We start from the raw sequence: 21923 nt of genomic DNA, 5'->3' as shown, positions 1-21923 counted from the left end.
CCAAGGAAGCCAAGACAATGAGCACTAGCGCAGCACAGCAGAACAACAACGAGCAGGGCGAATTCAGCATTCTCGACAGCATCATTGCCGAAACCCGCCTGACGCCGGGCGACGAAGCCTACGACATCGCCAAGCGCGGCGTGTCAGCGTTCATCGAGGAGCTGCTCAAACCGCAGAACGATGGTGAACCGGTCAAGAAAGCCATGGTTGACCGCATGATCGCCGAGATTGATGCCAAACTCAGCCGTCAAATGGACGAAATCCTCCACCACTCGGACTTCCAGTCTCTGGAATCCTCGTGGCGTGGCCTGCAATTGCTGGTCGAGCGCACCAACTTCCGCGAAAACATCAAGATCGAGATTCTCAACGTTTCCAAAGAAGACCTGCTGGACGATTTCGAAGATTCACCGGAAGTGATGCAGGCTGGCCTGTACAAGCACATTTATACCGCTGAATACGGTCAGTTTGGTGGTCAGCCGGTGGGCGCGATCATTGCGGACTACTTCATGACTCCAAGCTCGCCGGACGTAAAGCTGATGCAGTACGTGTCCAGTGTGGCCTGCATGTCCCACGCGCCGTTCATCGCCGCAGCCGGCCCGCAGTTTTTCGGCCTGGAAAACTTCACTGGTTTGCCGGCCCTGAAGGATCTCAAAGATCATTTCGACGGCCCGCAATTCGCCAAATGGCAGAGTTTCCGCGAATCGCAAGACGCCCGATACGTAGGTCTTACCGTCCCGCGTTTTCTGCTGCGCAACCCCTACGACCCGGAAGAAAACCCGGTGAAGTCGTTCGTGTACAAGGAAACCGTAGCCAATAGCCACGAACACTACCTGTGGGGTAACACCGCCTACGCGTTCGGCACCAAATTGACCGATAGCTTCGCCAAATTCCGCTGGTGCCCGAACATCATTGGCCCGCAAAGCGGTGGCGCGGTGGAAGACCTGCCGTTGCACCATTTCGAAAGCATGGGCGAAATCGAAACCAAGATTCCTACCGAAGTGTTGGTTTCCGATCGTCGTGAATATGAGATGGCGGAAGAGGGCTTTATTTCTCTGACCATGCGCAAAGGCTCCGACAACGCGGCGTTCTTCTCCGCAAGCTCGGTGCAAAAGCCAAAGTTCTTCGGCAACAGTGCAGAGGGCAAGACGGCCGAACTGAACTACAAGCTCGGCACCCAACTGCCGTACATGATGATCGTCAACCGCCTGGCTCACTACTTGAAAGTACTGCAGCGCGAGCAGATCGGGTCGTGGAAAGAACGTACTGATCTTGAGCAGGAGCTGAACAAATGGATCCGTCAGTACGTGGCCGACCAGGAAAACCCCAGCGCCGAAGTCCGTGGCCGCCGTCCACTGCGTGCTGCCCAGATCATCGTCAGTGATGTCGAAGGCGAGCCAGGCTGGTACCGCGTGAGCCTGAACGTGCGGCCCCACTTCAAATACATGGGCGCAGACTTCACCTTGTCACTGGTCGGCAAGCTGGATAAAGAGTAAGCGGAGCCTGACTCATGACTGGATACGGCAGCCTTTTCGAACGCCTGGGTGGCGATGCTGGAAAACGCATCGATTGCAGCCTCGAGTTTTGCGCCATGGCGTCGGTGGCTGCCCATCTGGCCAAGATGTTGAGTACACGTGCGGGCAGTGTGCAAACGCTGTCCGATTACGGGCTTCCCGATCTCAATGACATGCGTCTGAGCCTGCACGACGCCTTGAGTCAGGCCCGTTTGGCTATCGAGAAATTCATAGAAGCCTACGAGCCACGCCTGAGCAACGTGCATGTCATCTCCCTACCGCCTGACCACGAACAGCTCCGCTTGTCCTTCAGCATCAACGCGCTTATGGAAGTTGAGGGTTTCAAGCGACGGGTCAGCTTTGCCGCGCGCCTGGATGGCAACGGCCAAGTCAAAGTCAGCACATGACGGAGATCGAAACAATTTTATTGATTGATCGGCATCGACGTTCGGGACGTTTCTTTAACGCCACTGACCTCACACCTTTCGCGAACAAGAAAAGCGGGTAGCCGACTGTGTCCTTTAACCATTACTACCAAAGCGAACTCACGGCACTTCGCCAGTTAGGCCGCCGATTTGCCGAGCGCAACCCTGCGTTGGCGCCTTTCCTCGGGCAGGCCGGACGTGATCCGGATGTTGAGCGGTTGCTGGAAGGCTTTGCGTTTCTGACCGGTCGTCTACGGCAGAAGCTCGACGATGAATTGCCTGAGGTCAGCCACTCGCTGATGCAATTGCTGTGGCCGAACTACATGCGGCCGCTGCCTGCGTTCAGCATTTTGCAGTTCGACCCGCTGAAGCGCTCCGGACCTGCATTGATGGTTGGGCGCGATACGCCGGTCCAGAGTCAGCAGATCGACGAGGTACATTGTGGTTTCCGCACCTGTTACCCGACCGAAGTTCAGGCACTGGATCTGACCGGACTGACGTATTCGGTGAAGGGCAGTGGTTCGTTGCTGAACCTGCGCCTGGAGATGAGCGCCGACGGCCACCTTGGCGAGCTGGAATTGAACCGCTTGCGTCTGCACTTGGCTGGCGAGCGTTACATCAGTCAAATGCTGTACCTGAGTTTGTTGCGTAATCTGGAAGGTATTGAACTGATTCCGCTCGATAGCGCCGGCATGGCAATCAAAGGTGTCGACGGCAAGCCAATGGCGTTCAAGATGCCATGCAACCGCGTACAACCGGTGGGGTTTGCCGAAGACGAGGCGTTGATCCCTTATCCGCTGAACACCTTCCGCGGTTACCGCTATCTGCAGGAATACTTCGCCTTCCAGGACAAGTTCATGTTCGTCGATGTCCTCGGTCTGGATCTGCTCAAGGCGCTGCCGCAAGACACGCTGAAACAGATGCGGGGACTGGAGTTGCGTTTCGACATTCGCAAGAGCGGCAACCTGCGCATGCCTCCGACCCTGGACAACGTGAAGCTGCATTGCACCCCCATCGTTAATTTGTTCAAGCACGATGCGTTACCGATTCGTCTCGATGGAAAGCAGGACGAATACCTGCTACTGCCCACAGAACATAACCTGGAAAGCTGCGGTGTGTTTTCCGTGGAAACGGTGACCGGCTGGAAGCCCGGCGGCACCGGTTATCAGGAATACGTGCCGTTCGAATCCTTCGAACACGATCCGAGTTTCGACGTGCCCAACAGCCGTCCGCATTACAGCGTCCACCAGCGTTCGTCATTGCTCCACGACGGCCTCGATACCTATCTGAGCTTTGGCATCCGCCACACCGAAGCTCACGAAACCTTGTCAATCGAGCTGATGTGCACCAACCAGAATCTGCCGCGCAGACTCAAGCTCGGTGATATCAACATGGCCTGCGAAGGCACGCCGGAGTTCCTCGGTTTCCGCAACATCACCCCGGTCACCGCAAGTTTCGCGCCGCCGCTGAACGGTGACTTCCTGTGGAAACTGATCAGCAATATGTCGCTTAACTATCTGTCCCTGGCCGACGTCAACGCGCTGAAGGTCATTCTCGAAACCTACGATCTGCCGCGTTACTACGATCAGCAGGCAGAGAAGGTCAGCAAGCGTCTGCTCGACGGGCTCAAGTCGATTGAGCATCAGCATGTCGACCGATTGCATCGCGGTTTGCCGGTGCGAGGACTGCGCACCGAGCTGACCATCGACCCGCAAGGCTATATCGGCGAAGGGGACCTGTTCGTGTTCGCTTCGGTTCTCAACGAGTTTTTCGCGCTTTACGCCAGTCTCAATTCGTTCCACGAGCTACGGGTAAAAAGCACACAGGGAGAGGTGTACCAATGGGCGCCACGTATGGGCTTGCAGCCCCTGCTTTAAGCGGGTTGACCCGGGTAATACGCGAGTATTCGCTGTTTCAGGCCGTACTGCTGGTACTCGACCGGCTGCGTGTGGCTCACCCGTACATGAGCGAAGAGGAGCTGTACGACCAGCTGGAGTTCCAGGCCAACCCGAGTCTGGGTTTCCCTGGCAGCGACGTCGATCGCGTGGAGTTTTTCGAAGAACACGGGCAGATGCGCGCGCGACTGCGATTCAACCTGATCGGCCTGGTGGGGTCCGGTTCGCCGCTACCGGCGTTCTATGGCGAACAGGCTCTGGGCGACAGCGAAGAAGGCAATTCGACGCGCAACTTCCTCGATCTGTTTCACCATCGCCTGCACCGGCTGATGTTGCCGATCTGGCGCAAGTATCGCTACCGCGCGCGATTCCTGAGCGGCGCGCTCGACCCGTTTTCCTCACAGCTGTTTGCCTTGATCGGTCTAGGCGGCGAAGAGATCCGCAAGGCCGGGGAACTGAACTGGAAGCGCCTGCTGCCGTACCTCGGGTTGCTCAGCTTGCGGGCGCACTCTGCGGCGCTGATTGAGGCGGTACTGCGTTACTACTTCAAGCACGAAAACCTGTTTATCGAGCAGTGCATCGAGCGTCGCGTGGAAATGCTCGACGAACAGCGCAATCGTCTGGGTCGTGCCAACAGTCTGCTGGGCGAAGACCTGGTACTGGGCGAACACGTACGCGACCGCAGCGGCAAATTCCGCATCCACATCACCCAACTCGATTGGCAACGCTTTCACGAATTTCTGCCGATCGGTTTCGGTTACCAGCCGTTGCGCGCGCTGGTTCGGTTCACTCTGCGTGACCCGCTCGATTACGACATTCGCCTGGTACTGCGACAGGACGAAATTCCCGAGCAGCGCATCGGCGAGCAGAACGCCTGTCGTCTGGGATGGACCAGTTGGCTGGGCCGCGAAAGAGCGGACGGCGTGGTGACGCTGGGCAGCAAAATTCATTAAGGACAGATGATCCATGATCAACGTAGACCTGCAACAACTTATCCACGCCCTGGATGCCGAAACCCGTCGCGATCTGGAGCGTTCGGCTGAGCGTTGCGTCGCCCGCGGCGGCAGCAAAATCCTGATCGAAGACTTGCTGCTGGGTTTGCTGGAGCGCCCGCAAGGCTTGCTCGTCCGTGCATTGCAAGATGCCGGGATGGACGCCGGTGTATTGAGCGCTGCATTGCACTCCCGGATGGAACACAGCGGCTCGCGCAATCCGGTGTTCGCCCCGGAACTGCTGCAATGGCTGCAAGATGCGTTGCTGGTGGCCAACCTCGAACTGGGGCAGAGCCAGGTTGAACAGGCTGCGCTGATCCTCGCGCTGCTGCGCAACCCGATGCGTTATGCCGGCAGTCGCTACCAGCCGTTGCTGGCGAGGCTGAACATCGAGCGTCTCAAAGAGTTCGCCTTGTCACAGAAAGAACCAGCGGCCACTGGCAAACCCACCGCACCGGGTGAATCGCTGTTGGAGCGTTTTACCCACAACATGACTCAACAGGCTCGCGACGGCAAACTCGACCCGGTGCTGTGCCGTGATGGCGCGCTCCGGCAGATGATCGATATCCTCGCTCGTCGGCGCAAGAGCAACCCTATTGTTGTCGGCGAAGCCGGTGTCGGTAAAACCGCGGTCGTCGAAGGCTTGGCCTTGCGCATCGCCGCCGGTGAAGTGCCCCCTGTGCTCAAAGGCGTCGAGTTGCTCTCGCTGGACGTTGGCCTGTTGCAAGCGGGCGCCAGCGTCAAAGGCGAGTTCGAACGCCGCCTCAAGGGCGTCATCGACGAAGTCAAAGCCTCGCCGCATCCGATCATCCTGTTCATTGACGAAGCTCACACGCTGATCGGCGCGGGTGGCAATGCCGGTGGCTCCGACGCGGCCAACTTGCTGAAACCGGCCCTGGCCCGTGGCGAGTTGCGCACCATCGCCGCCACCACGTGGGCGGAGTACAAGAAGTACTTCGAAAAGGATCCCGCACTGGCTCGTCGTTTCCAACCGGTGCAATTGCACGAGCCGACGGTCAGTGAAGCCGTCACTATTCTGCGTGGCTTGGCTCAGGTTTACGAAAAGAGCCACGGCATCTACCTGCGCGATGACGCAGTGGTTGCTGCCGCTGAACTGTCCGCCCGTTACCTGACGGGTCGCCAGCTGCCGGACAAGGCGGTCGACGTGCTCGACACAGCCTGCGCCCGTGTGCGCATCAGCCTCGCGGCTGCCCCGGAAAGCCTTGAGCGCCTGCGTAGTGAACTGGCTGAAAGTGGCCGTCAGCGCCAGGCTCTGTGCCGTGATGGAGACGCCGGTTTGCTGATCGATTACCCAGCGCTGAAGGCGTTGGAGCATCGCCTCGACGAAGCCGAAAGCGAAATGATCGCGCTGGAATCGCTGTGGACTGAACAGAAAGCACTGGCCGAGCAGCTGCTGGATCTGCGTCAGCGACTGGCCATGGCCCGTGAAGCCAGCGCCGTCGAGCCGACGATTGAGCAAGGCGCGGTGATCGAATCCCTTCATGCCGATGAATTACAAAGCGTTGAGTCTCTGGAAGCATCGCTGAACGCCGCCCACCGCGCCTTGACCGAGGCTCAAGTAAAAGAGCGTCTGGTGAGTTTCGAAGTCTGCCCGCGCCTGGTGGCCGAAGTCATCAGTGCCTGGACCGGCGTGCCATTGGCGCAACTGGCCCGCGAACACAACACCAAGGTCGCCACTTTCGCCACCGAACTGCGCATGCGCATTCGTGGTCAGGAGCAAGCCGTTCGCGCCCTGGATCGCACTATGCGTGCCACTGCGGCAGGTCTGAACAATCCGCAAGCCCCCGTTGGCGTATTCCTGTTGGTCGGCCCGAGCGGTGTCGGCAAGACCGAAACCGCACTGGCTCTGGCTGACTTGCTGTATGGCGGCGATCGTTTTATTACGACCATCAACATGTCCGAGTTTCAGGAGAAACACACTGTGTCGCGCCTGATCGGTGCGCCACCGGGCTATGTCGGTTACGGCGAGGGAGGCATGCTCACTGAAGCGGTGCGCCAGAAACCGTATTCCGTCGTCTTGCTTGACGAAGTCGAGAAAGCCGACCCGGACGTGCTGAACCTGTTTTACCAGATCTTCGACAAAGGCGTGGCCAACGACGGTGAAGGACGCGAAATCGATTTTCGCAATACGTTGATCCTGATGACCTCGAACCTGGGCAGCGACCGCATCATCGACCTCTGCGATAACGGCGCGCGGCCCGCCGCCGAAGTGCTGGAAGAAACCATTCGCCCGATACTCAGCAAACACTTCAAGCCGGCGCTGCTGGCGCGCATGCGAGTGGTGCCTTACTACCCGGTGGGAGGTCCGGTGCTGCGTGAACTGATTGAAATCAAACTCGGCCGGCTGGGCGAGCGTCTGAACCGTCTTCAGCTGGCTTTCACCTATTGCCAAAGCCTCGTCGATCATTTGGCCGAACGCTGCACGCAGAGTGACAGCGGCGCACGCCTGATCGACCACTTGCTCGATCTGCATGTGTTACCGCTGGTGGCCGACCGCTTGCTCGATGCGATGGCCTGCGGTGAAAGCCTCAAGCGTGTGCATGCCACGCTCGACGGTGGCGCCAGCGTGATTTGCGAGTTCGCCTGAGGTGGGTGTGATGTTCACTCAGGTATCGCAACCACTGGCCTATGCCGAAGCTTTGCTGGGGCAGTTTACCAAGTTGTCACGTGCGGCGAACGATGCTGCGCTGCTGGGTGAATTGGTGCAAGGGGTGGCCGAGCTAAGCGGTTGCGAACTGACGCAACTCTACTTGCTGGATGCGACTCACACATGCCTTGGGATGAACGCCGAGTGCCTCAACGGCATACTGCAATCACGCGAAGTGGCGAGCCTGCCAGCGGATTACAGCGGTGGGCAATTGCTGCAATTTTCTCTGTGCCAGAACCGCGTGGTAAGTCTCGAGGGGTTGAGCAGCAGCCTCCACGAAACCAGTTTCATGCCGCCACAGGCATCACCTTGGCAATCTCTGTTGTGTGTGCCGCTGGTCAATCAACTCAAAGCGGTCAAAGGCTTGTTGCTCTGTGCGAGTCACCGGCACATTGATTTGCAAGTCTTTGCAGACTCGCTCGGGCAGTTAGGCTCGTTCGTGCTGGGCCAACTGAATCTGCTGCAACGCTCGCGTCAGCCCGCCGTGGATTTGTCGCCAGTGCCTGTCAGCCTGCCCTGTGCCAGCGGTTACGGATTGATCGGTGAGAGTCTGGCCATGCGCCAGACCCGTGCGTTGATCAGCAAAGTCCTGCACAGCCCGTACACAGTGCTGCTGCGCGGTGAAACCGGCACTGGCAAGGAAGTGGTCGCGCGGGCGATTCACGATTGCGGCCCACGACGCTCGCAGACATTCATCGTGCAGAACTGCGCGGCGTTCCCCGAAAATCTTCTGGAAAGCGAGCTGTTCGGCTATCGCAAAGGTGCGTTCACCGGTGCCGACCGTGACCGCGCCGGACTGTTCGACGCGGCCAATGGCGGCACTTTGTTGCTCGATGAGATTGGTGACATGCCATTGTCGCTGCAAGCCAAGTTGTTGCGCGTGTTGCAGGAAGGCGAGATTCGCCCGCTGGGCTCCAGCGACACTCATAAAATCGACGTGCGCATTATCGCCGCGACTCACCGTGACTTGTCGGTACTGGTGAGTGAAGGCAAGTTCCGTGAGGACCTGTATTACCGTCTCGCGCAGTTTCCGATTGAGTTGCCGGCCCTGCGTCAGCGCGAAGCCGACATTTTCGACCTGTCCCGACACTTTGCCGATAAAGCCTGTTCGTTTTTGCAGCGCGATGCGCTGCGTTGGTCCGAAGAAGCGCTGGATCATCTGTCCGGTTATGCCTTCCCAGGCAACGTGCGCGAACTCAAAGCGATGGTCGAACGCGCGGTTTTGCTATGCGAAGACGGCGAGTTGCTGGCCGAGCATTTCTCCCTGCGCACGCAAACCTTACCGCCAGACAGCCGCTGGAGCCTGCGTGAACGCCTGGAGCAGGTCGAGCGCAGGCTGCTGCTCGATAGCCTGCGTAAAAACGACGGTAACCAGACTCTCGCCGCCCGTGAACTCGGCCTGCCACGCCACACGCTGCTCTACCGACTCGGGCGCCTCAACATCAGTTTGGGAGATTTCGATGGGTAGGCAAAGGACCTCACTGGCTTTTAACAATGCCACCCAAATGGGTTGGCGCTTTGTCCATTCTGGAGAACCTCAGATGCCTGTTCGTTGCTGGCAAGCCTTCCTGCTGACCCTCGTCGTTCTATTTGGCCTTGGCGGGTGTAGTGGCAATTACAAACATGACGACAACACCTATCGCCCATTGGGTGATCCGCAAGCGGTCAATCGCGGCAAGTGACCGTAAGGAGTATCACCATGGAACTGGTTCTCGAAATACTGAGCACCCAGCAATTCGCGTCCACGGACTTGTGCCGCAAGACCTTCAAACAGACCGGGGGCGTCGTCGGCCGGGGCGAGGATTGCGACTGGATCATCCCTGATCCAAAGCGTCACGTGTCCAATCACCACATGATCATCAGCTACCGCGAAGACATGTTTTTCCTGACCGATACCAGCAGTAATGGAATCCAGGACGGGGAGAGCGGTGCGCGCCTGCGCAGAGGCGAAGCGGTGCGCATTGAGCACGGCAGCACCTATGTACTGGGTGACTTCAAGATTCTCGCGCGACTGGTGCGTGATCCGACGACCTTTGGCGAAGTCGGCCGTCCACGCGCTGCGGGCAGTATCATTCCGGATGAAGCCTTCCTCGACCTTGATCCGCTGAAGATCCTCGAGCAGCAAGAACGCGTGTATTCGCAAATCGAAGAGCTGATCTCCCCGAACACCACCATCGAGGACGCCCGCCAGCGCGCCGATTGCGCGCGTATTGACATCGAAAACCTGCTGGTTCCGGAACTGGTCAAGGCCACAGTAGGACCCGCGCCGGCGGCGAAAGTGGTCGAACGTCAGAGTGAAGGGTTCTGGGAACGTTTCGGGACGACGCTGGGCGTGGATGTGAACGGCCTCGACCATGACGCCCGCGAAGCATTGGCGCTGAGCGCGGCACACTTGCTCAAGCAAAGTGTCGGCGGTTTGCAGCAGAGCCTGCACACCCGCAATGAGCTCAAGAACGAATTGCGCCTGGCCCGGACCACCTTGCAAGGCGGCAACAAAAACCCGCTTAAAACGACCGGCGATGCGGTTGAAGCGTTGGGCATTTTGTTGCAGCCAGACAAGCCTGGTCAATTATCGGCCGAGCAGGCGATCTCTCGCGCATTCCGCGATTTGCAGGCCCATCAAGTGGCCTTGCTCACTGCCAGCCGCGCCGCCGTACGCGCAACGCTGGAGCATTTCTCGCCGCAGCAGCTGACCCTGCGTTTCGAGCGAGATAACAAGCCGTTATTCGCCACCTCCGGCAATCGCTGGAGAGCCTACGGTCGTTATCACCAGGGCCTGCGTGAGGACGATGACTGGAGCGAGCGGCTGCTGGCCCGTGACTTTGCTCAGGCTTACGAAGAACAGATTCGCCTGATTTCCACCCTATACACCGACCACCAAGGATGATGCGCATGTCCCGCTGTTCGACCACTTTTTTCAAGACGGTGCTAACGGTCATGACCTTGGTGCTGCTGGCCGGGTGCACGTCGTTGTCGCCCTATTCGAAAATGACCAAGCTCAACCTGAAGCTGACTGCCAGCGATCAGTTGAACCCGGACCTGAACGGGCGTCCGTCGCCAATCGTTGTTCGTCTATTCGAGCTAAAGCACCCGGTGACCTTCGAAAACGCCGACTTCTTCAGTCTGTATGAACGTGCCAGGAAGTCTCTGGCTCCAGACCTGGTGACTAGCGAAGAACTTGAACTGCGCCCCGGCGAGACCGTCGAGCTGAAACTCAGCGTGGGGGAGGGCAGCCGTTATGTTGGTGTACTCGCCGCCTATCGCGACCTGCCGGAAACCAAATGGCGCTATACCGTGCAGATCTCTGCGCTGGCGGTCACGAATGCTGATCTGACGCTCGATTCTGCCGGTATCCGCAACAACCATGATGTGCTTTCCAGGGTAGATGACTGACCATGAACATCCATAAAGTCATTTGGCAGGAAGGTATGCTGCTGCGTCCACAGCACTTCCAGCACAATGATCGCTACTACGACCACCAGATGAAGAGCCGCACTCAATTGCTGGGTGGTTACACCTGGGGGTTTCTCAATCTGGATATCGACTTGCAGTTCCTCAATATGGGTAAGCTGGTAATCAGCCAGGCCTCGGGGATACTCCCGGACGGCAGTCTATTTGAGCTCGGCGGAAGCACCGAGCCACTGGCGCTGGACGTGCCACCAAACACCTGCAACACACCCATCTATCTGGCGCTGCCGCTGGTCACCGGAAATCACATAGAGTCGCGCCGCCCAGAACAATCTGATGTGTTGGCGCGTTACACCACCTATGAAACAGAAATCGCCGACTCCAATGCCGGTGATGCTTGCGTCAGCCAGATTTATTGCGCACGCCCGGACTTCAAACTGTTGCTTGGTTTGCAGGAGAGCGACCAGACCTATGTAAAACTTAAAATCTGCGATGTACTCGAAGCGACGCCCGACGGCGTGATCAGCCTCGATCCGGATTTTTTGCCGACCTATATTCAGGCGCATTCCTCCAGCTACCTGCTGTCGTGTCTCAAGGAAGTGATCAGTATGCTCGCCCATCGCGGCGACACTATCGCTGACCGGATTCGCTCCAGCGGCAAGGTCGGTGGCGCCGAAGTCGGCGACTTCATGATGCTGCAACTGATCAACCGTACTGAACTGCTGATGCGTCACTATCTGGAACTCGAGCAGGTACATCCGGAGGAGTTATACCGCACGCTGTTGACCATGCTCGGCGATCTGGCGACCTTTTCCAGCGAAAGCAAACGCCCGCGCCTGCACAGCCGTTACCAGCACAGCGATCAGGGTGCCAGTTTTCGCGAGCTGATGGAGGCGATTCGTCAGGTGCTATCGATGGTGCTGGAGCAGCACGCCATTGAACTGGACCTGCAGGAGCGTCAGTACGGGATCATCGTTTCGCCGCTGCACGATCATAAACTGCTGGGCTCGGCTACTTTCGTGCTGGCGGCCAGTGCCAATTGCGATTGTGAAGAACTGCGCCACCGCCTGCCGGCACACCTCAAGGTCGGCCCGGTTGAGCGCATCCGCCAACTGGTCAACCTGCACCTGCCAGGCATCAAGGTCAAACCGTTACCGGTGGCTCCGCGACAGATCCCGTTTCACTCCAACAAAACTTATTTCATCCTCGAACTCAGTTCCGAAGACGTTGCACAACTGGAGCGCTCTGGCGGTTTCGCCTTCCATGTGGCCGGCGAATTCTCCGGGCTTGAGTTGAAATTCTGGGCCATCAGGAACTGACAGACATGACCAGGGACACGGAACACCATCAGGACGATAAAACCGTCCTGCTCGACCGCCAGGGCCACAGTCCGGCACAAAGTCCGATGACCGACTTCACCGCGCCACCGCGCTTCGAGCAACTGGAAGAGCGCATGATCTACGCCGCGCGCCTGCGCCCGGCCGAGGCGTTCAACATCAGCCTCAACTCGCTGGTGGCCGCCGCGTCCGGGCTGTTTTCTGACGTGGTGCGGCTCAAGCATAGCGACATCCGCGAAGACCTGACTGCGCTCAACGAGCGACTGACCGCCGGGATCAATCTATTTGAGGTGCAGGCACTGCATAACGGTGTCGAAAGCAGTCAGGTAATGACCGCGCGTTACGTGTTGTGCACCGTTATCGACGAAGCTGTCGTGACCACGCCGTGGGGCAACGAAAGCGAGTGGTCGCAAAAGAGCCTGCTCAGCAGCTTCCACAACGAAACCTTTGGCGGAGAGAAGGTCTTTCAGCTGCTGGAACAGCTGTCGAAAAGCCCGATCAAACACCTGCCGTTACTGGAGTTGATGTACCTGTGCCTGTCCCTCGGTTTCGAGGGCAAGTACCGCGTGCAAGCGCGTGGCCTGCTTGAGCTCGAAGGCCTGCGCGACGCCTTGTATCGGCAGATTCGCCAATTGCGCGGCGACGTGCCACGCGAACTGTCGCCGCACTGGGAAGGATTGAACGATCAGCGCCGCAGGCTGGTGCGCATTGTGCCAGCGTGGATGGTGGTGCTGTTCACCTCCGTCTGCCTGGTGGTGATGTATTCAGGTTTCGCCTGGGTTCTGGGCGAGCGGCGCGACACTGTTCTGCAAACCTTTCAGCCGCTTGATCCGGTCGTAGTCCAGCCGCAGTCGCAGCCGTAAACAGGAGCGCGTGATGAAAAAGTATTTCAAGAAAGTCGGCGCATTCTTGCGCAAAACCTGGGTCTGGACCTTGCTGGTGGTGCTGTTCGTCGCGCAACTGGTGTGGTTCGTCGGGCCGCTGTTGGCAGTGAATGACTACAAGTTCTGGGAAGGTTCGAGCTCTCGCTTGCTGACCATCAGCGTGCTGTTCCTGACCTGGGGCCTGACCATGGTCTTCGTCAGCTGGCGCGCCGGTGTGCGTAGAAAAGCCGTCGAAGAAAGCGAAACCGGCCAGGAGCGTATCCGCCGTGAAGAGCAGATCGACCAAGAGCAGACTGAGTTGAGGACACGCTACAAGGATGCCCTGAAAACCTTGAAGACTTCGAGCTTGTATCGCGGTCGCAGCGAGGACTGGCGCAATGACTTGCCGTGGTACCTGGTGATTGGCCCTCAGGGAAGTGGCAAGACAAGCCTGCTGGATTTCTCGGGTCTGGACTTTCCGATCAACAAGATCGACCGCAAGCTGACCCGCGACACCGCCGGCACTGGTCATTGTGACTGGTACTTTGCCGACCATGCTGTCTTGATCGACACCGCCGGGCGTTATCTGACACAGACGGATGTCGACGTCGACGGCAGTGCCTGGAGCACCTTGCTCGACCTGCTGAGCAAACGTCGCCGCAACCGTCCATTGAACGGTGTGCTGGTGACCATTGAAGTGGAAACCCTGCTTTGCCCCGATGAGAAAAGCCTCGATCCCCTGGCCCGCCAGGTTCGTTCGCGTTTGCAGGAGGTGCATCAAAAACTCCACGTCGACGTGCCGGTTTATCTGGTACTGAGCAAGGCTGACAAGCTGCTCGGTTTCAATGAGTTCTTCGATCAACTGACCCGTGAAGAAAGCGATCAGGTGTTCGGCGCCAGCTTCCGCAAAGAAAAGAGTGGCACCGATACTGTCGTGCTACGCGCCGAGTTCGAAGAGCTGCTGCGTCGCTTGAACAGCCAGGTGGTCATGCGCATGCACCAGGAACGCGACACCCGGCGCCGTGGCCGCATCCTCGACTTCCCTCATCAACTGGAGCGGGTCGGTGAGCGGCTGTGCGTGTTCGTCGACATGGCGCTCACCGGTAATCGCTACCAGCGTGCCAGCCAGTTGCGCGGTTTCTATTTCACCAGCGCACCGTATCTGACCCAGGAAATGGACACGACCGCCGCTGCTATGGGCGCCAAAGCAGGCGTGAAAACCAGCATGCTCCCAACCCTTCGCAGCGGGCGCTCGCGGTTCATTCACCACGTGCTCAGCCGGGTGATCTTCCCTGAGGCCGATCTGGTTGGCCTGGACAAACGCGAACGCCGTCGCATCCATTGGGGCCAGCGTGTGTTGTACGTAGGTGCGCTGGGGACGTTGACACTGTTTGGCATGCTGTGGGCAGGTGGTTTCTCGGCCAACTATGAGCGCTTGGAAAACCTGCGCAATCTCGCACAGATCTGGACGCAAAAGCGCTTGGCATTGACTGCGCAAGATGACTCCCTGGTCGTGCTCAAGACCCTCGACGCCAGCTATGCGGCGACTCAGGTCTTCCCGAAGATAGATGACGTGTCGTACCACGAACGAAGTGGCCTGTACCAAGGCGAAGACGTCAATCCAGTGGTCAATACCGCTTACGAACGTGAGCTCGAAACACAACTGCTGCCCAAGGTCGCGACGCTGCTCGAACGGCAGATTCAGGCCAACATGCAAGACCGCGAACGCCTGCTCAACAGTCTGCGCGCGTACCTGATGCTGAACATGAAAGATCGCCTTGATGCGAAGTGGCTCAAGGATTGGGTCGCCACGGATTGGTCCCAACGTTACGCCGGCAACACCGCGGTGCAGAATGGTTTGAACACTCACTTGGAGCGATTGTTGCTGCAGCCGTTTTCCTATCCGCTGAATGAGAAACTGGTGGATCAGGCGCGTCAGGTATTGCGCAGCGAATCGCTGGTCAACGTCGTTTACCGAATGCTGCGCGAGCAGGCTCGCAGCCTCCCCGAGTACCGCCTCAGCCAACACCTCGGCCCACAGGGCTCGCTGTTTGTCGGTACCGCTTACGGGATTCCGGGCTTTTACACCCAGCAGGGTTATCGGCAGTACTTCTCGGTGCAGGGTTCTGCGCTGGTCACCCATATCCTGCGAGACAACTGGGTGCTGGGCGATGGTTCTGGCATCAGCGGCATGGACTTGCGTCGCCTGATGGTTGAGCTGGAGCAGCTTTATTTCCGCGACTATGCCACTTTCTGGAGCGAGGCGGTCGGCCAGGTTGCGCTGCCACCGATCAACGACGCAGGCGAGGGTGCCGAGCAACTGGCGGGCCTGACCTCGGCCAATTCGCCGGTGCTGCAACTGCTGGTGGAAGTGCGAGAAAATACCCGGTTTTCGGTGGTTGCCGACAGCGTTGATGTGGCTGCTGCGACCGGGGCGCTCACCGAGAAAGGCAGCAAGCTCGGCAAGCTGGCCTCGGCGGCAGCGGACAAAGCGGTGGACATGGCGAATAACCTGCCGGACACCGCGAAGAAGTCCCTGCAACGTCGCTTCGAACCGCTGCACCGTCTGCTGGATGACAACAATGGCCCGGCCGCTGATTTGATTCCGGTCCTGACAGCACTCAACGACCTGCAGCTGCAGCTGGCAAGCCTGGCCCGCGCCAGCGTGCCGGAGCTTGCGGCGTTCGAAATGGCCAAGACCCGCATGGGCAATCAACGCGACGCACTGAGCGCCATGCGCAATGCCTCCAGTCGTTTGCCGCGTCCGGTCAGCGTGTGGTTCAACGTGCTGGCCGAAGACACCTGGCGGCTGGTGCTCAGCGATTCCTATCGGTACTTGAACCAGCGCTATCAGAGCGAGCTGTACAATTTCTATGGCAAGGCGATCAACCAGCGTTATCCATTCAACGCCCACAGCGCCAGTGACGTGGCGCTTGGCGACTTCCGCGAATTCTTCAAGACCCAGGGCATCAATGACCGTTTCTTCGACACCTATATGCGTCCTTTCGTGAGCGGTGATCCGGGCAACTTCCGTCTGCGCGTCATTGATGGTCAAAGCCTGCCGATGTCCAGGGGTTACCTCGACCAGATGGCGGCAGCACAAGTGATTCGCCAGAGCTTCTTCTCGATCAACCCAGCCGAGCCGCAAGTTCAGTTCAAATTGGAGCCCTACACCCTTGATCCGGTAGTCAGCCGTTCCGAGTTCAGGTTTGGCGACAAGACCATCGAATACCGCCATGGTCCGATTGTGTCGGTATCGTTCCTATGGCCAACCGACGCTGAAGACGGTCGTACCAGTCTGGTGCTGCACAAGATCGCGGGCCGCCCGGTCGGCATAGAGAAAAACACCGGCCCATGGTCGTTGTTTCGCCTGTTTGACCTGATGCAGACCGAGTACTTGACCGGTCGCGACGTATTGATATTGAAATCCGACGTGGGCGGCCTGCGCGCTAACTACTTGCTCAGCAGCCAGCGCGCGCCGAACCCGTTCGATATGGGCGTGCTGCGTACTTTCCGTATGCCGGCACAGCTCTGATGGCTGACGGCCGCTGGCGAAGCGCTGCGCGAACCGACGCCGGCAAGGTTCGCACGCATAACGAAGATGCTTTTCTGGACTGTCCAAATCTGGGGCTGTGGGTGGTCGCTGACGGCATGGGCGGTTATCAGGGGGGCGATATCGCCAGCCAGTTGATCGTCGAAAGCCTGTCGGAGCTACCGTTACAGGATGACTTTGACGAACGCCTCAAAGGCATTCGCCAGTGCCTGCACTGGCTCAATCGCCGTTTGGGCCAGGAATTGACCGTCACCGCCGGGCACCACGACAGCATCATGGGCAGCACCGTCGTGGCGCTGCTGGTGGAGGGCAATCGCGCTGCCTGCATCTGGGCTGGCGACAGCCGTTGTTACCTGTGGCGCAACCAGCGTCTGTATCAGCTATCCAGGGACCATTCGCTACAACAGCAACTTATCGACCAGCAAAACATGAGTGTCGAGGATGCCAAGGCTCACCCTGATGCCCACGCCCTGACCCGTGCGGTCGGGGCGACGGATCGGTTGACGCTCGATGTTATCGAGCTTGAGGTTTACCCCAGCGATGCTTTTTTGTTGTGCAGCGATGGTTTGTACAACTGTCTGAACAGCGACGCCTTGGGTAACGCCTTGAGCCTGGCCGCGCCACAGGTTGCACTGGAGCGTCTGTTTGACGGCGCTCTGCGTGGCTTGGCGCGGGACAACCTGACTGCCGTAGTGATCCGCCAATGACCCCACTCATGCCGCCACTCGACGACATTCTGATGAAGCAAGCACATGCCAGTAACCTGACTTACTTTGCGTTTGACGCTGCGCAAAATGGAAAACCGCGAAACGCCAAATCGGCTAAGGCACCCACAAAGGCCAGCATCGGCACACTGCCGGACGTTTTGGGGGGACGTTATAGAATAGAGCGCCTGCTCGGTGCTGGCGGCATGGGTGCGGTTTACCGCGCAAAGGACCTGCTGAGCGAACAGTTTGGTGATCCCGATCCCTACATCGCGCTGAAAATTCTCAGTGAGGAGTTTGCCGAGTCACCGGACGCCAGCGTCTTGCTCTACAGCGAGTTCGCCCTGACCCGACTTCTGCGCCACAACAATGTGCTGCGCTTGCACACCTTCGAAGTGGACGCGCACTGCCAGCGCCCCTTCATTACCATGGAACTCATGCGCGGCTTTACTTTGGACAAATTGCTCTGCGAACGCCCCCTGGGTCTGCCGTGGAAAGAACTGCGCGACATCGCGTTGCCGCTACTCGATGGGCTTGCCTACGCCCACGCTCGCGGTGTGGTGCACGGCGACATGAAACCGAGCAACGTGATGCTCAGTGATGACGGAGTGCGTTTGTTCGACTTCGGTCTGGGGCAGGCGCAGGAAGGGGTCCTGCCCGGTCTGCCGCGACTGAACCGCAAGTGCTTCAACGCCTGGACTCCCGGTTACGCTGCTCCCGAACTTCTTCAAGGTGAACCGCTAACGGCTGCTGCCGACGTGTACGGCGTAGCCTGTCTGTTGTACGAATTGGCGGGTGGTAAACACCCGTTCCGGCGCTTGCCGTCGACCGAAGCCCGCGACGCTAACCTGGAGCGCGAGTTGCGTGCACCGCCGAATCTGCCGAAACACTGCTGGCCAGAATTGCGAGAGGCGTTGAGCTTTGATCCGGTTGCCCGGGTCACCACGGTTTCCCGTCTTCGGCGTGCCTTGGGAGAACCGGCCTCGTGGTGTGAAAAGTGGTCGTATCGGATGCACCTGACAAAGAGCTGAGCGACAAATGCCCGTAGGCGCGAGCTTGCCCGCGTTCAATCAGTAAGCACGCGTTATCGTTAACAGCTTCGCGAGCCAGCTCGCTCCTATGGTTCCCCGAAGATTTCGATCAATTCGTTGAGAAAAGCACTCACCAGATCCCGCTGACGCGCCGAGTGTCGCACCGCCGCATGAAACCCCACCTCATAACGCAGCAGTTGCGGATTCAACGGATGCAACTGCCCCAACTGTTCATGCCGGGCCGCATAGTGCTGAGGCAGAAACCCCAGGTGCTGGCCCGAAAGGATGAGCAGCGCAGCGCCGTCCATGCTGTCGGTGAGCACGGTCAGGCGTTCGATTGAGGTGGGGGCGGGCATTTCCGGCAGGGGATGGCTCGGCCAGACCCAGTCAAACGCACTGACATCGGCGCGGGTCAAGGCGCCTGCCTGTTCCGATAGCGGATGCGACGGCGCGCAGTAGGCGATCTGGGTTTCCTCGAACAACGGAACGTAATCGATGTTGGGCAAGCGGTGCCAGAAGTAACCGATGGCCAGGTCGATGTGGCCGTTAATGATTTTTTCTTCCAGCAGCGAGGAGGACAGTTCGGTGAAATGAAAGTACAGGCCTTCGTGCCGGGCCCTCAAGCGTGCAATGGCCAGGCCGATTTTCTTGTTCGCCACCGGGTCGATCTGCCCGAGCAGACCGATGTTGATGTTGCCCGAGACTTTACGGTTGATGTGCTGGACTTCGACCCGAAATCCTTCGGCGGCCGCCAGCAGACGGCGAGCCGCCTCGATGAATTGCTCGCCCTTGGGCGTCACTGAAAACCCGCCGCGGCCGCGCTCGCACAAGCGAAAACCGACCCGCGCCTCCAGCGTGGCCAATTGCGCGCTGATGGTCGGTTGCGTGGTATTGAGAGCGGTTTGCGCCGCCGAGATCCCGCCCGCTTCAACGACGGTCAGAAATACCCGGATCAAACGCAGATCCAGCTCCGTAACAGTTCCCAGCATGGGGTCTCCAGATAATCACTTACATAGGTTTGGATCTATGTGAACAGTGTGCCTGCGATATTTTATCGCCCAGTTCGACGGCCTACATTGCCGTGAAACCAGCGTCATCGTCAGATTTTTCTGGATTTTCACCTGAACCGGACCTCGAAACGAGCGCTGCACCCACAAAAACAATAAACAACTGCATAGGAACAATCGTATGTCAGGTTCCCCAGTGTCTGCGCACGCCACCGAGGCGAGCGGCGGGTTGGCCATCGAAGGCCACTCCATCGATTACATTCCGCAAAGCGAGCGTCACGCCAAACTCAGCAGCCAGGGGCCGTTCTGGTTTCTCGGCAATTTTCACTTCTTCACCATTTCCATCGGATTTGTCGGCCCGAGCCTTGGCTTGTCGGCGATGTGGACCCTGCTGGCTGGTGCGCTGGGCATCATGTTCGGCACTATCTTCATGGCCTTTCACGGTTCCCAGGGGCCGGAAATGGGCTTGCCGCAGATGATCCAGTCCCGCGCCCAGTTCGGATACCGCGGGGTGATCCTGGCCTTGATGGCGACGATGTTTGTATTCGTCGGCTTCAACGTGGTGAACATCTCGCTGATCATGAACGGCCTGGAGCATGTGTTCGGCATCGACCCCACCATCGTCGCCGTGGTCGTAGTGCTGATTGGCGCATTGTTATCGATCTACGGCCACGACCTGATGCATAAGGCCTTCAAGTGGGCGTTGCTCGCGACCTTGCCGCTCTATGCGCTGGTGACCATTGCCCTGATGTTCGGCGCCGGTTCCGAAGGCGTTACGCCGGCGTCCGACCTGGGCTTCAACTGGGTCGCGTTCGCCACACTGTTTGCCATCGGCGCCAGCTACAACATCTCCTATGCGCCGTATGTATCCGACTATTCCCGCTACCTGCCAAAGAACACCAGCCGCAAAAAGCTCATCGCCGCAGTGTTCATCGGCGCCTCGTTGTCGGGCAGCTGGATGATCGGTCTCGGTGCCTGGTTGGCCCAGGAGTTGAAAGCGGCGGATGCGTTGGTGGCGTTGAATCAGGTCGGCTCGTCGATGCTGCCTGGGCTGGGCAATCTGCTGGTGATTGTCTCGGTACTGGGCTTTCTGCCGATCATTGCGCTCAACACCTACAGCGCCATGTTGACGCTGCTGACCGGTGTCGACTCGATCCGGAGAATCACCCCGACACCCCGCGCCCGAGTCCTGTCGATCAGTGTGATCAGCCTCATTTTGCTGACCTGTGTGTTGTCGATCAAAGGCGACGGCATTGCCCTGTTGAACACCTTCCTTGTGCTGCTGTTGTACTTCCTCGTGCCGTGGACAGCGGTGAATCTGGTGGACTATTTCTTCGTGCGCAAAGGTCGCTACGCGATCCCGCATTTCTTCACGCCGAAGGGCATCTACGGCGCCTGGCAGTTTCGCGGGATCGTCTCGTACCTGATCGGCTTCGCCGCCATGGTGCCGTTCTTCTACATCTTCGATGCCGCCGCCGGCAAAGAGGTGTTCGTCGGCCCTGTGGCACGAGTGCTGGCAGGCGTGGACATCGCCTGGCTGGTGGGTCTGTTGGTCTCGGGCCTGACGTATTACCTGCTCAGCCGCTCGCTTGATCTGGTGGCCGAACGTCGAGTGATCGACGCGCTGACCGAGCATGACATTGTCGCCATGACCCATTCATCTGCGGAGGCAGGGCGTTGAACAACGCAAGAAATACCGTGGTCGCCTGCTGCCAACTGGCGCCGAAAATAGGCGATCTGGCCTACAACCGAACACTCACCGAGCGTGCAATTCGTCAGGCAGCCCATCAGGGCGCCCAAGTCGTGGTGCTGCCCGAGCTTGTGCAGAGCGGCTACCTGTTTGCCGATCGAGAGGAAGCGCTGTCTTTGGCGGAAACGGTCGATGGGCCAATGTTGCAGTTGTGGCAAGCGCTGGCCCGCGAGTTGAACCTGGTGATCGTCGGCGGGTTCTGCGAGCGCCTGGAAGGTGACGAACTGGCCAACAGTGCGGTGATGATCGACGCCAACGGGCTGCGTGCGGTGTACCGCAAGGCGCATTTGTGGGATGCGGAGAAAGACCTCTTCACCCCCGGCGATGCCGCGCCGCCCGTGGTCGAGACCGTCCATGGACGTCTCGGCATGCTGATTTGCTACGACCTGGAGTTCCCCGAGTGGGTGCGCCTGCCCGCATTGGCTGGCGCTGACTTGCTGTGCGCGCCGGTCAACTGGCCCGACGGCCCGCGACCGCAGACCGAGCGTCCAGCCGAGGTCCTGCGGGTGCAGGCCAATGCCTCGGTCAATCGGATGTTCATCGCCGCGTGCGACCGTTACGGCCACGAACGCGGGGTCGGCTGGGTGCAGGGCTCGGTCATCGTCGACGCCGACGGTTATCCGTTGGCCGGACCGGCAGAGCAGGGCGGCGAACAAATCCTGCTCGCGACGCTGAATCTCGCCGAGGCGCGCAACAAACGCATCAGTGCGCGTAATGACCTGCATCAGGACCGTCGACCCCCGTTGTACGGGCTGGACAGCGGTTTGTAACCGTTGATG

Annotated in this window: 17 protein-coding genes; 16 read left to right on the top strand and 1 reads right to left on the bottom strand. The window is 59.0% G+C overall.

The features are described 5' to 3' along the window. Positions 1–17: 17 nt before the first annotated feature. The 14 genes from tssC (at position 18) to QMK58_RS19610 (ending at position 18387) form a co-directional block, all read left to right on the top strand. Complete coding sequence (gene tssC, locus QMK58_RS19675; protein WP_320395294.1) at positions 18–1493, top strand: type VI secretion system contractile sheath large subunit; 1476 nt, start codon at positions 18–20, stop codon at positions 1491–1493. Positions 1494–1507: 14 nt separating this feature from the next. After that, positions 1508–1918 carry a type VI secretion system baseplate subunit TssE gene (tssE, locus tag QMK58_RS19670; protein WP_053164444.1) on the top strand — a complete coding sequence of 137 codons (411 nt, stop codon included), beginning with the start codon at positions 1508–1510 and terminating at the stop codon, positions 1916–1918. 107 nt (positions 1919–2025) lie between these two features. Next, positions 2026–3813: a type VI secretion system baseplate subunit TssF gene (gene tssF / locus QMK58_RS19665; RefSeq protein ID WP_053164442.1), complete on the top strand. Its 1788-nt coding sequence runs from the start codon at positions 2026–2028 to the stop codon at positions 3811–3813. Further along, positions 3777–4784 carry a type VI secretion system baseplate subunit TssG gene (gene tssG, locus QMK58_RS19660; protein WP_320395293.1) on the top strand — a complete coding sequence of 336 codons (1008 nt, stop codon included), beginning with the start codon at positions 3777–3779 and terminating at the stop codon, positions 4782–4784. Before tssF ends, tssG begins: the two co-directional genes overlap by 37 nt. Before the next feature lie 13 nt (positions 4785–4797). Next, positions 4798–7431, top strand: a complete 2634-nt coding sequence (tssH, locus tag QMK58_RS19655) for a type VI secretion system ATPase TssH (protein WP_320395292.1) — start codon at positions 4798–4800, stop codon at positions 7429–7431. A 10-nt stretch (positions 7432–7441) separates the two neighbouring features. Continuing rightward, entirely contained in the window at positions 7442–8959 is a 1518-nt protein-coding gene (locus QMK58_RS19650; RefSeq protein ID WP_320395291.1) for a sigma-54 interaction domain-containing protein, read from the top strand. Positions 8960–9032: 73 nt separating this feature from the next. Continuing rightward, positions 9033–9173, top strand: coding sequence for a hypothetical protein (locus QMK58_RS19645; RefSeq protein ID WP_053164435.1), 141 nt, complete (start codon positions 9033–9035; stop codon positions 9171–9173). Positions 9174–9190: 17 nt separating this feature from the next. Beyond that, the gene (gene tagH / locus QMK58_RS19640) at positions 9191–10378 is read left to right on the top strand and encodes a type VI secretion system-associated FHA domain protein TagH (RefSeq protein ID WP_053164433.1); all 1188 of its coding nucleotides are present in this window, start codon (positions 9191–9193) and stop codon (positions 10376–10378) included. A 5-nt stretch (positions 10379–10383) separates the two neighbouring features. Continuing rightward, positions 10384–10884, top strand: a complete 501-nt coding sequence (gene tssJ / locus QMK58_RS19635; RefSeq protein WP_053164431.1) for a type VI secretion system lipoprotein TssJ — start codon at positions 10384–10386, stop codon at positions 10882–10884. A gap of 2 nt (positions 10885–10886) precedes the next feature. Further along, entirely contained in the window at positions 10887–12218 is a 1332-nt protein-coding gene (gene tssK, locus QMK58_RS19630) for a type VI secretion system baseplate subunit TssK (protein ID WP_320395290.1), read from the top strand. Positions 12219–12223: 5 nt separating this feature from the next. Further along, positions 12224–13099, top strand: a complete 876-nt coding sequence (icmH, locus tag QMK58_RS19625) for a type IVB secretion system protein IcmH/DotU (protein ID WP_320395289.1) — start codon at positions 12224–12226, stop codon at positions 13097–13099. A 13-nt stretch (positions 13100–13112) separates the two neighbouring features. Beyond that, on the top strand, positions 13113–16634 hold the full coding sequence (tssM, locus tag QMK58_RS19620) for a type VI secretion system membrane subunit TssM (protein ID WP_320395288.1): 3522 nt from the start codon (positions 13113–13115) through the stop codon (positions 16632–16634). Continuing rightward, a complete protein-coding gene (locus QMK58_RS19615; RefSeq protein ID WP_053164422.1) occupies positions 16634–17359 on the top strand; it encodes a PP2C family protein-serine/threonine phosphatase in 726 nt (241 codons plus the stop codon). Before tssM ends, QMK58_RS19615 begins: the two co-directional genes overlap by 1 nt. Then, entirely contained in the window at positions 17356–18387 is a 1032-nt protein-coding gene (locus QMK58_RS19610) for a serine/threonine-protein kinase (RefSeq protein WP_320395287.1), read from the top strand. The genes QMK58_RS19615 and QMK58_RS19610 overlap by 4 nt, the downstream gene beginning before the upstream one ends. Before the next feature lie 86 nt (positions 18388–18473). Here QMK58_RS19610 and QMK58_RS19605 read toward each other — a convergent pair whose 3' ends face one another. Beyond that, on the bottom strand, positions 18474–19376 hold the full coding sequence (locus QMK58_RS19605; protein ID WP_053164418.1) for a LysR family transcriptional regulator: 903 nt from the start codon (positions 19374–19376) through the stop codon (positions 18474–18476). A 199-nt stretch (positions 19377–19575) separates the two neighbouring features. On the opposite strand from QMK58_RS19605, the gene QMK58_RS19600 reads away from it, so the two are divergent. Then, positions 19576–21075 carry a purine-cytosine permease family protein gene (locus tag QMK58_RS19600; protein ID WP_320395286.1) on the top strand — a complete coding sequence of 500 codons (1500 nt, stop codon included), beginning with the start codon at positions 19576–19578 and terminating at the stop codon, positions 21073–21075. After that, positions 21072–21914 carry a nitrilase family protein gene (locus tag QMK58_RS19595; protein WP_320395285.1) on the top strand — a complete coding sequence of 281 codons (843 nt, stop codon included), beginning with the start codon at positions 21072–21074 and terminating at the stop codon, positions 21912–21914. The genes QMK58_RS19600 and QMK58_RS19595 overlap by 4 nt, the downstream gene beginning before the upstream one ends. The last annotated feature ends 9 nt before the right edge of the window (positions 21915–21923 follow it).

Origin of the sequence: Pseudomonas sp. P8_241, from assembly GCF_034008315.1 — a bacterium.
GTDB lineage: Bacteria > Pseudomonadota > Gammaproteobacteria > Pseudomonadales > Pseudomonadaceae > Aquipseudomonas.
This window is presented reverse-complemented; position numbering and strand designations above follow the sequence as displayed.

Excerpts from the sequence above, each read along its gene's own strand:
- icmH (WP_320395289.1), top strand. The coding sequence starts at position 12,224 with ATGACCAGGGACACGGAACACCATCAGGACGATAAAACCGTCCTGCTC.
- QMK58_RS19645 (WP_053164435.1), top strand. The coding sequence starts at position 9,033 with ATGCCTGTTCGTTGCTGGCAAGCCTTCCTGCTGACCCTCGTCGTTCTA.
- tssG (WP_320395293.1), top strand. The coding sequence starts at position 3,777 with ATGGGCGCCACGTATGGGCTTGCAGCCCCTGCTTTAAGCGGGTTGACC.
- QMK58_RS19605 (WP_053164418.1), bottom strand. The coding sequence starts at position 19,376 with ATGCTGGGAACTGTTACGGAGCTGGATCTGCGTTTGATCCGGGTATTT.
- tssM (WP_320395288.1), top strand. The coding sequence starts at position 13,113 with ATGAAAAAGTATTTCAAGAAAGTCGGCGCATTCTTGCGCAAAACCTGG.
- tssE (WP_053164444.1), top strand. The coding sequence starts at position 1,508 with ATGACTGGATACGGCAGCCTTTTCGAACGCCTGGGTGGCGATGCTGGA.
- QMK58_RS19600 (WP_320395286.1), top strand. The coding sequence starts at position 19,576 with ATGTCAGGTTCCCCAGTGTCTGCGCACGCCACCGAGGCGAGCGGCGGG.
- QMK58_RS19650 (WP_320395291.1), top strand. The coding sequence starts at position 7,442 with ATGTTCACTCAGGTATCGCAACCACTGGCCTATGCCGAAGCTTTGCTG.
- tssK (WP_320395290.1), top strand. The coding sequence starts at position 10,887 with ATGAACATCCATAAAGTCATTTGGCAGGAAGGTATGCTGCTGCGTCCA.
- tagH (WP_053164433.1), top strand. The coding sequence starts at position 9,191 with ATGGAACTGGTTCTCGAAATACTGAGCACCCAGCAATTCGCGTCCACG.
- tssH (WP_320395292.1), top strand. The coding sequence starts at position 4,798 with ATGATCAACGTAGACCTGCAACAACTTATCCACGCCCTGGATGCCGAA.
- tssJ (WP_053164431.1), top strand. The coding sequence starts at position 10,384 with ATGTCCCGCTGTTCGACCACTTTTTTCAAGACGGTGCTAACGGTCATG.
- QMK58_RS19615 (WP_053164422.1), top strand. The coding sequence starts at position 16,634 with ATGGCTGACGGCCGCTGGCGAAGCGCTGCGCGAACCGACGCCGGCAAG.
- tssC (WP_320395294.1), top strand. The coding sequence starts at position 18 with ATGAGCACTAGCGCAGCACAGCAGAACAACAACGAGCAGGGCGAATTC.
- QMK58_RS19610 (WP_320395287.1), top strand. The coding sequence starts at position 17,356 with ATGACCCCACTCATGCCGCCACTCGACGACATTCTGATGAAGCAAGCA.